The sequence below is a fragment of the Suilimivivens aceti genome (assembly GCF_025567405.1).
In the GTDB taxonomy this organism is placed as follows: Bacteria; Bacillota; Clostridia; order Lachnospirales; family Lachnospiraceae; genus Suilimivivens; species Suilimivivens aceti.
The window spans coordinates 232410-240273 of record NZ_JAOQKJ010000007.1; the positions used below are offsets into that span (position 1 = coordinate 232410).

Consider the following 7864-nt stretch of genomic DNA (forward strand, 5'->3'; position numbering starts at 1 on the left):
CGGAGCTTTGGCTCCGCCTGTTTTCCATATATGAGATTTACTGCATCCGGAACTGCCTGGGTGTCATGCCGGTCAGCTTGCGGAACATGGAAGTGAAGTGGCTGGCATCAGCAAAGCCTACACGCTGTCCGATCACCTGGATCTGCAGCTGCCTGTTTGTCAGAAGCAGCTCTTTGGCACGGCTGATCCGGTAGAAGGTCAGGTATTCATAGACAGAACAGCCAAGGAACCGCAGGAAAAGCCGGGACAGATACTGCTGGGAGACATGCAGGGAGGCAGCAATCTGTGAAGCAGTCAGCTCCTCGTTGAAATGTACAGCGATCAGCTGCAGGGCAGGTGTGATATAGGACTGGTACAGAGGATGATCCTTGGCAGAATTGCCGCCGTTTTTATCAGAAAGCAGGAGCATGAGGTGGTAACCTGTGACCGACAGAGCAGCGGTATCAACAGGAGATGCAGCCATAAGATCAGCACCTTTCCGGATCAGCTCCCGGATCGTTCCGGTATCAGAGGAAGGAAAGAAACGTACCTTGTCCTGGATCAGAGACGGAAAGGTATCTGACAGGGTGCCGGTGAAGGTGACAAAGGTGGTGATCCAGTCCGCACCTTCTGCATGGTAGGAGTGAGGAACAAAAGGGGCGATCAGAAGCCCATCACCTTCTGTAAGCAGGAATGTCCTGCCGCAGGCAGCAAATGAGCCACAGCCCTGTTCAGTTTGTAAATAGTGATAGAGTGGATAACCCTCCGGTCTGTCCCAGGGCTCCTGATGCCAGTCAAAACCTGCGGAATCAAGCGTAAAAGGCTCTTGCAGAGGAGTGTTCCTGAAAAAAATAGGCATAGTACTTCTCCTGTTTCAAAATGTTATAGTTATTAGTTTATCATGTTACACACGAAGCTGTAAAGAACAGTTATAATCAGCATTAAGAGAAGCTGTAAAGAACAATAAAGGACATAAGGAGAAATAAATATGGCAGGTAAATTTCAGAGAATTTTGTATGGCGGGGATTATAATCCCAATCAATGGCCGGAGGAGGTCTGGAAGGAAGATATGAGAATGTTCCGCAAGGCCGGTATCAACAGTGCCACGATCAATGTTTTTTCCTGGGCGAAGCTTCAGCCCTCAGAAGAAACCTATTATTTTGATGAACTGGATAAGATCGTAGACATGCTTTCTGCAGAAGAGGATGATATTGTCATGGCAACCTCTACAGGTGCCCTTCCTGCATGGATGGTAAAGCGCTACCCGGAGGTGGCAAGAACTGATTATGAAGGCAGACATCATAAGTTCGGACAGCGTCATAATGCCTGTCCTAATTCCCAGGTTTACCGGAAGTTTATGGTCAGCCTGACGGCAAAGCTGGCAGAACGCTATGCACATAACCCTCATATTACCTGCTGGCACATCAACAATGAGTACGGCGGAGAGTGCTACTGTGAGAACTGTGAAAAGGCATTCCGTGTCTGGCTGAAGGAGAAATATAAGACAATCGAGGCTGTCAACAAGGCATGGAATACTGAATTCTGGGGACATACCTTCTATGATTTTGATGAGATCGTACTTCCAAATGTTCTGGGTGATGGAATCGGGACCGAGGATACTGCATTTGCAGGTCTTTCTATTGATTATAAGAGATTTAATTCCGACAGTCTGCTGGAAAACTACTGCATGGAGAGAGATGCCATCAAGGCAGTCAATCCGGATGCGCTGGTGACCACAAACCTGATGGGCACATACAAGGGACTCGATTATTTCAAATGGGCGAAGGAAATGGATATTGTTTCCTGGGATAACTATCCGGCATTGGATACCCCCTGGAGCTTTACAGCCATGACCCATGATCTGATGAGAGGATTAAAGAAAGAGCCCTTTATGCTGATGGAGCAGACACCCAGCCAGCAGAACTGGCAGAAGTACAATTCATTGAAGCGTCCCGGACAGATGCGGGCACAGAGCTACCAGACGCTTGCGCACGGAGCAGATACCATTCAGTTTTTCCAGCTCCGTAGAAGTGTGGGCGGCTGTGAGAAATTTCATGGTGCGGTGATCGCCCATGCAGGAACAGAGAATACCAGAGTATTCCGTGAGGTATCGCAGCTTGGAGAAGAATTGGCAAGACTTGGCAGGCATATCCTTGGAACAGAGAACCGGGCAGAAGTAGCCATGATCTTTGACTGGGACAATTACTGGGGGCTGGAATATACAAGCGGACCTTCTGAGGATCTGAAGTACGTGGATCAGATCCATCAGTATTACCGTTATTTCTACGAGCACAATATTCCGGTAGACATGGTATCAGCAGAGGATACGTTTGCTGGCTACAAGGTAGTGGCAGCGCCTGTTCTTTATATGGTAAAGGAAGGCATGAAGGAAGCACTGACTGCTTTTGTAAAGCAGGGTGGTATCCTGATCCTGACTTATATGAGCGGTATCGTAGATCAGTCTGATAATGTATATCTTGGCGGATATCCGGGTCCCCTTCGTGAGCTTGCCGGCGTGTGGGTAGAAGAAATTGATGCCCTGTTCCCGGATCAGAAAAATCAGATGATCTTTGCAGATGGCAGAGAGGCGGAATGCGGGCTTGTCTGTGATATCATGCATCTGGAAGGTGCAGAGGCACTTGCTGTATATGGCAGTGATTTTTATAAGGACAGCCCGGTCGTAACAAGGAATACCTATGGTGCAGGAAGCACCTATTATATAGGAAGTGATCCGTCAGAGGAAGGAATAGAAATGATCCTTGACAAAGTCAGGGAGGAGGCCGGTATCAGCGGTGCATCTGGGGAGAAAGCCAGACTTGAGATCGTCAGCAGGTGGAATGGCGAACAGGAATACGGCTTCCTGATGAATTTCACCGATCAGGTGCTGCCGGTTCCAGAGAGGTTTGCAGGAAAAGAAGACCTTCTTACAGAAAAGGCTGTTGAAAGTGGTGAAACCATGAAGAAATATGATGTAAAGATCGTAAAGATGTAATAGAAGAGTTCCAGGGCTCCTGCCATACGGCGGGAGCCTTTTTCCTTCATTTTTATAATGACACAAAATAGAGGAAATGCTATAATAAGACTGCTTTACTGGGTTCACCGGCACAAAATGGGGAAAACTGTATAAAGTGAATAATAAAAGGACTTCTGTTTTATGAAAATAAATGTGAATGGATATGAAATTGCCTATCAGATAACCGGAGAGGGCGAGGATACGGTAGTGATCCTGCAGGGCTGGGGTACGGAGCTTGCTACCTACAATTCGGTAGCGGCCTGTATTTCAGACAGATACCGGGTAGTGCAGTTTGATTTCCCGGGCTTTGGGGCAAGCGATGAGCCAAGAGAACCCTGGGCGGTAGAGGATTATGCAAAGTTCTTTCTGGATTTCATGGCTGCTCTTGGCATTCAGAAGGCAACACTGATCGGTCATTCCTATGGAGGAAGAGTCATCATACGGCTGGCAGCAAGAGAGAGCCTGCCCTTTACCATAGAGCGGATCGTACTGATCGACAGTGCAGGGATCCTGCCAAAGAAAACCTGGAAACAGAAAATGAAGATCAGACGTTATAAGATGCTGAAAAAGATCGTAAGCCTGAAGCTGGTATATGCCATCTGTCCGAGACTGATCGATGAATGGAGGAACCGTCAGGGATCAGCCGATTATCGGAATGCATCGCCCATGATGCGCCAGTGCCTTGTGAAGGCAGTCAATGAGGACCTGACAGAGCTTCTGCCAAGGATCAGACAGGATACCCTGCTGATCTGGGGCGATCTGGATACGGCAACACCGATCACTGATGCGAAGCTCATGGAAGAAAAGATCCCCGGGGCAGGTCTTGCAGTGATTCCCGGCACCGGACATTTCAGCTTTCTGGAGAACCCGGCGCTGTTCCGGAGCATTATGCAGGCATACTTTGCCTAGGCGGGGAATAAAACGAAAAGAAAGGTGCTTTTACCATGATAACCATTACAGCCATCAGTATCCTCTGCGCCGTGCTGACACTGCCGGCATTCTTATATGTGCTGCGCTATAATCTGCATATGTTCCAGTTAAACGGGTACAAAAATGGAGAACATATCCACTGGCTTAAGAAAAATGTAAGCAGACAGTATCTGCTGATCCTGATCGGGATCCTTGGAGTTTTAAGCATGTGCCTGCCCGGCATCGTGACACTATTCCTGCAGGCAGCATGTGCCCTGATCTGCATGAAGTATTATCTTTATCTGAAGAAAACCAATACCAAGAAGAAGCTGGTCTATACAGCCCGTGTGAAAAGGCTGATACTGACGGACGGCATCCTGGTGATTTTACTGCTTGTTCTGACAGGTGTATTTCTTGGAGTCAGCAGGATTGCCGGTGCGTTTGCCATTCTGACTATGCTGCAGATCATTGCACTTGTGATCGTAAACTGGATCAACAGGCCGGTGGAGGGCATGATCAACCAGCACTACATCAATGATGCGAAAAAAAAGCTGCGGAGTGTGCCGGATCTGACCGTGATCGGTGTGACCGGAAGCTATGGCAAGACCAGTGTGAAATATTATCTGGATACCTTATTAAAGGAACATTTCGAGGTGCTGATCACACCGGAGAGCTACAATACCCCCATGGGTGTTGTCAAGACGATCCGCAGTTTCTTAAAGCCCTCCCATCAGATCTTTATCTGTGAAATGGGTGCCAGACATGTAGGGGATATCAAGGAGATCTGTGATATCGTTCATCCTGAACACGGGATCATTACTTCCGTAGGCCCCCAGCATCTGGAAACCTTCTTTAATATGGACAATATCGTAAACACCAAGTTTGAGCTGGCGGATGCCCTGCCGGAGGTGGGGCTTCTTTTCCTGAACGGAGATAATGAATATATCAGGAATCACAGTGGTAAATACAAAAATAAGATTTTTTATACTACTGGAGAATGGGCGAAGGCCAGGGAGCTGGAAAGCCAGATCGAAGAGGGAGAGGTTCCCCAGTATTATCAGACAGGGGACGTAAAACTTTCCCGTACCGGTACGGAGTTCACTGTGACAGCTCCGGATGGAGAGAAGGAAACCTTCCAGATGAGGCTTCTTGGTGAGCACAATGTGATCAATGTGGCAGGTGCTGTTGCGGTGGCGAATACACTTGGTATTCCGCTGAAGCAGCTCAAGGTTCCGGTCCGCCGGATCCAGCCGGTCGCACACAGGATGCAGCTTCTGGAAAGAGGAAATTATACGATCATTGATGATGCGTTTAATTCCAATCCGGTAGGCTCCCGGGCAGCGGTAGAGACATTGAAGCAGTTTGAGGGAGTCCGTATCCTGATCACACCCGGCATGGTAGAGCTTGGAGAAAAGGAAGAGGAATACAATTACAAATTCGGTACCTATGCGGCAGACTGCTGCGATTATATCCTTTTAGTAGGGGAAAAGCATACAGCCCCCATCCACAAAGGGGTACTGGAGAGCGGATTTTCACAGGAAAGATGCAGAGTATTTGAAAAGCTGGAGGATGCTCTGTCATTTGCATATAGTATTAAAGCTGAAGGCCATAAATTTATTCTGCTGGAAAATGACCTTCCGGATAATTATTAAGGAGGCAGTTCATGAAAACAAGAGTGGCAGTAATGTTTGGTGGAAAGAGTGTGGAGCACGAGGTATCCGTCATCTCCGGAATCCAGGCGATCATGAGTATGGATCAGGAGAAATACGAGGTTATTCCCGTATATCTTACCAAGAAAAATGAAATGTATGTAGGCGAGGAGATCGGCAAGATCGAGGCCTATAAAGATATTCCGGGACTTTTGTCAAAGTCACAGAGAGTAATCCTTGTGAATGAGGACGATCACATCGTGCTGATGCCCTATCCGGTGAAGCTGTTTGGTAAAAAGGGCATAGAAGTGGATATTGCATTCCCGATCGTACATGGAACCAATGTGGAGGACGGTGCCCTGCAGGGCTATTTAAAAACGATTGGGATTCCCTTTGTAGGCTGTGACGTGACAGCCTCTGCCCTTGGCATGGATAAATACGCATCCAAGGTGGTGCTGAAGGAGAATGGTGTTCCGGTGCTGGATGGCTACTGCTTCACTACATCCGATTATGCGGAGATCGACAGCATCCTTGATAAGGTGGAAAAGGAGATCGGCTATCCGGCTATCGTAAAGCCAGTAGATCTTGGCTCCAGTGTGGGGATCAGTGTGGCGAGAAACCGCAGTGAGCTCACCAATTCCATTGATGATGCGTTCCTTTATGCAAGAAAGATCATCATTGAGCATGCGATCACAAAGCTCCGTGAGATCAACTGCGCCGTACTTGGAGATGAAAATGAGGCGATTGCTTCCGAATGCGAAGAGCCTCTGCATACCAAGGATATCCTAAGCTATGAGGATAAATATGTAAGCAATGCCAAGGGCAGCGGCTCAAAGGGCATGGCAGGCGTGTCCCGTAAGATCCCGGCAGAGCTCTCTCCTGAAAAGAGAAAGGAAGTACAGGAGCTGGCAGTAAAATCCTTCCAGAAGCTTGGCTGTAATGGTGTAGCCAGGATCGACTTCATGATCGATGAGGAAAATGGAAAGCTTTACTTTAATGAGATCAATACCATTCCGGGCTCCCTGGCCTTTTACCTGTGGGAGCCTGTAGGGATCAGCTATCCGGAGCTTCTCGACCGGATGATCCGGCTGGCATTAAAGAGAGTAAGGGAAGAGGAAAGCATAACCTTCTCCTTTGATACCAATATCCTGAACCAGAATTCCCTTGGCGGAGTTAAGGGCGGCAAGATGGGAAAGCTGAAAGCACCCTTGCAATAAGAACAGAAGAGGAGAAGACAGATGAGACAGAATAGTAAAACAAGAAATATGGCAGTCACAGGCATGCTGGTGGCAGCAGGCCTGATCATTCCTTTTGTTACCGGACATGCTTTCGGCGTTCCCGGTACCGTGCTGCTTCCCATGCACTTACCGGTATATCTGATGGGAATGCTCTGCGGACCACTTTACGGACTGATCGGGGGCATCATTACACCAATCCTGTCCAGTATCCTGACCGGAATGCCGGCACCTTACCCGATGCTTCCGGTGATGATCGGTGAGCTTGCAGTTTATGGACTCCTTGGCGGGCTGTTTTATCATTCCGGAAAGCTGAAGATCTATCCGGCACTGCTTGCAGCCATGATCCCGGGCAGGATCGTGCATGGGATCATCTTCGCCGTTATGATGTTTGCAGGAAATAAGCCGGTTACCTTTGCCAGTGTATTTGCCTCCAACATCGATGGGATCCCCGGTACCGTGATCCAGCTGATCCTCATTCCGGTATGTGTGAAGGTGTTCGAAAAGCTGATGGGAAGAGAAGGAATGCCCGGCCGGTCAGATGCCCTGCAGTCAGTCCGTGAGCAGGCAAAGCAGCTGATCGCAGAAGGAAAGGCTTCCTTTGTCGTGATCAGACAGAATGAGATCGTATATCAGGATCTTGGCAATGGCATCCGCCCGATCATGAAGGTGATGGAAAATAACCGTGAGATCCTGTTTGATGCGGTGATCGTAGATAAAATCGTAGGAAAGGCTGCAGCCATGCTGCTTACTCTTGGCGGAGCCAGTGATATTTATGGAGAGCTGATGAGTAAAGCTGCAGAGGAATATCTGACTGCACATGACAAGAAGATCAGCTATGGAAGATGCATCCAGGTGATCAGCAACCGTACCGGAGATGGCATCTGCCCGATGGAGCGTGCCGTGGCAGATATCGATGATCCGGTAGAGGGATATGAAAAACTGAAGGAAACCGTGAAGCAGCTTTCCAGAAAAGCCATTTAAGACCATATAACGGAAAAACATTTATTGCATAATGAAAACTTCTATGCTACACTCAAACCAAAGCATAGAAGTTTTCTTATTTTCGGACAAAGTCC

The 7864-nt window shown here is 48.2% G+C and carries 6 protein-coding genes; 5 read left to right on the plus strand and 1 reads right to left on the minus strand.

All coding sequences use genetic code 11. From position 1 onward, the window contains the following. Positions 1 to 37 precede the first annotated feature (37 nt). Positions 38 to 838, minus strand: coding sequence for a helix-turn-helix transcriptional regulator (locus OCV77_RS10340; RefSeq protein WP_262575001.1), 801 nt, complete (start codon positions 836 to 838; stop codon positions 38 to 40). Positions 839 to 967: 129 nt separating this feature from the next. Here OCV77_RS10340 and OCV77_RS10345 point away from each other — a divergent pair, with 129 nt between their 5' ends. The 5 genes from OCV77_RS10345 (at position 968) to OCV77_RS10365 (ending at position 7769) form a co-directional block, all read left to right on the plus strand. Then, on the plus strand, positions 968 to 2971 hold the full coding sequence (locus OCV77_RS10345) for a beta-galactosidase (RefSeq protein ID WP_262575002.1): 2004 nt from the start codon (positions 968 to 970) through the stop codon (positions 2969 to 2971). A gap of 162 nt (positions 2972 to 3133) precedes the next feature. Then, on the plus strand, positions 3134 to 3901 hold the full coding sequence (locus OCV77_RS10350) for an alpha/beta fold hydrolase (protein ID WP_262575003.1): 768 nt from the start codon (positions 3134 to 3136) through the stop codon (positions 3899 to 3901). Positions 3902 to 3936: 35 nt separating this feature from the next. Continuing rightward, positions 3937 to 5553, plus strand: coding sequence for a Mur ligase family protein (locus tag OCV77_RS10355; protein ID WP_262575004.1), 1617 nt, complete (start codon positions 3937 to 3939; stop codon positions 5551 to 5553). An 11-nt stretch (positions 5554 to 5564) separates the two neighbouring features. Then, positions 5565 to 6767 carry a D-alanine--D-alanine ligase family protein gene (locus OCV77_RS10360; protein ID WP_262575005.1) on the plus strand — a complete coding sequence of 401 codons (1203 nt, stop codon included), beginning with the start codon at positions 5565 to 5567 and terminating at the stop codon, positions 6765 to 6767. A 21-nt stretch (positions 6768 to 6788) separates the two neighbouring features. Beyond that, complete coding sequence (locus OCV77_RS10365) at positions 6789 to 7769, plus strand: ECF transporter S component (RefSeq protein ID WP_262575006.1); 981 nt, start codon at positions 6789 to 6791, stop codon at positions 7767 to 7769. The last annotated feature ends 95 nt before the right edge of the window (positions 7770 to 7864 follow it).

Bases quoted from the DNA above. Each gene is read 5' to 3' on its own strand.
- OCV77_RS10345 (WP_262575002.1), top strand. From the start codon at position 968: ATGGCAGGTAAATTTCAGAGAATTTTGTATGGCGGGGATTATAATCCC.
- OCV77_RS10355 (WP_262575004.1), top strand. From the start codon at position 3,937: ATGATAACCATTACAGCCATCAGTATCCTCTGCGCCGTGCTGACACTG.
- OCV77_RS10365 (WP_262575006.1), top strand. From the start codon at position 6,789: ATGAGACAGAATAGTAAAACAAGAAATATGGCAGTCACAGGCATGCTG.
- OCV77_RS10360 (WP_262575005.1), top strand. From the start codon at position 5,565: ATGAAAACAAGAGTGGCAGTAATGTTTGGTGGAAAGAGTGTGGAGCAC.
- OCV77_RS10340 (WP_262575001.1), bottom strand. From the start codon at position 838: ATGCCTATTTTTTTCAGGAACACTCCTCTGCAAGAGCCTTTTACGCTT.
- OCV77_RS10350 (WP_262575003.1), top strand. From the start codon at position 3,134: ATGAAAATAAATGTGAATGGATATGAAATTGCCTATCAGATAACCGGA.